The following is a 1091-nucleotide window of genomic DNA, read 5'->3' as shown; positions in this document are numbered from 1 at the left end:
AGCATGTTCTGGTTGTTGGGCGTCTGGAAGAAGCCGAAGCCCAGGCCGGCGAGGCTCGTGAACAGCGCGATCGGCAAGGCCGGGTTGCCGTGGAGCGGCCACAAGGCACACAGGGCCAGACCACTCGCGAAACACGCGCTTCCGGCCGCGCAGAGCCATGCGCTCGGCACGCGCTGGGCCAGGCGTGCCGACAGCGGCGCGGCCAGCATCACCGCCAGGGGCCAGGGGGTCATCAAGAGGCCGGCGGTCACCGCGCTCTGGCCCAGCTCGTGCTGGATATAGAACGGCAGCGCGACAAGGCTGGCCATCTGGCCGGTGAAGCAGCACACAGAGGCAATGACCGAGACCCGAAAGGAATGCACGCGCAGCAGGTCGAGCGGGATCAACGGCGCCGCCTTCGGTATCTCGCGCCGTACCAGCAGGACCATGCAAACGGCCGACAACACGAGCAACGCGCCGCCGTGCAACGGATGCACCACGAGCCGGTCACTCCCGAGCACGAAGGAGGCGAACATGACCGCGTTGAGCGCGATGCTCCACACGTCGATGCGGCGCACCGAGCGCGGCGGGCTCGGCAACACCGCACAGGCGGCGAGCACGACGAGGCCGATCGGCAAATTCACCGCAAAGAGCCACGGCCAGCTTGCCGCGGAGAGTATGAAAGCGCCAAGGGTGGGCCCCGACGCGGAAGCGGCCGCGACGGCGAGCGCATTCCAGGCGATCGAGCGCGCCAGCAATCGACGCGGATAGGTGAAGCGCAACAACGCCAGCCCAAGGGGCATCACCGCCGCACTGCCCAGGCCCTGAAGGCACCTCGCGGCCACGAGCCATGGCAGCGATGGGGCCAACGCGCACAACACCGACGCCGCGGTGAACAGCGCGACGCCGCCAGCGAACACGCGCCGATACCCGAACCGCTCCCCGACAGCGGAAGCCGGCAACAGGAACATGACCACGGCCAGCTGGTAGGCGGTGATGATCCAGACGGCATCGGCGGGTGTAGCCTGCAGTTGCTGGGCAATGCCGGGCAGCGCGATGTTGGCGATGGCGCCATCGAGCACCACCAGCACGCCCGCGCCCAGGATCGCGGC

1 protein-coding gene is annotated in these 1091 nt (G+C 68.7%); it reads right to left on the bottom strand.

Annotated features, from left to right (window positions below):
• Positions 1-1091: MFS transporter (locus ACSFA3_RS25335; RefSeq protein ID WP_435508090.1), on the bottom strand; the 1091-nt coding region annotated here is incomplete at both ends.

Origin of the sequence: Variovorax glucosi (genome assembly GCF_051216695.1) — a bacterium.
GTDB lineage: Bacteria > Pseudomonadota > Gammaproteobacteria > Burkholderiales > Burkholderiaceae_C > Variovorax.
Note: the sequence above shows the minus strand (reverse complement) of the source record. Positions and strands in the feature narration are given on the sequence as shown.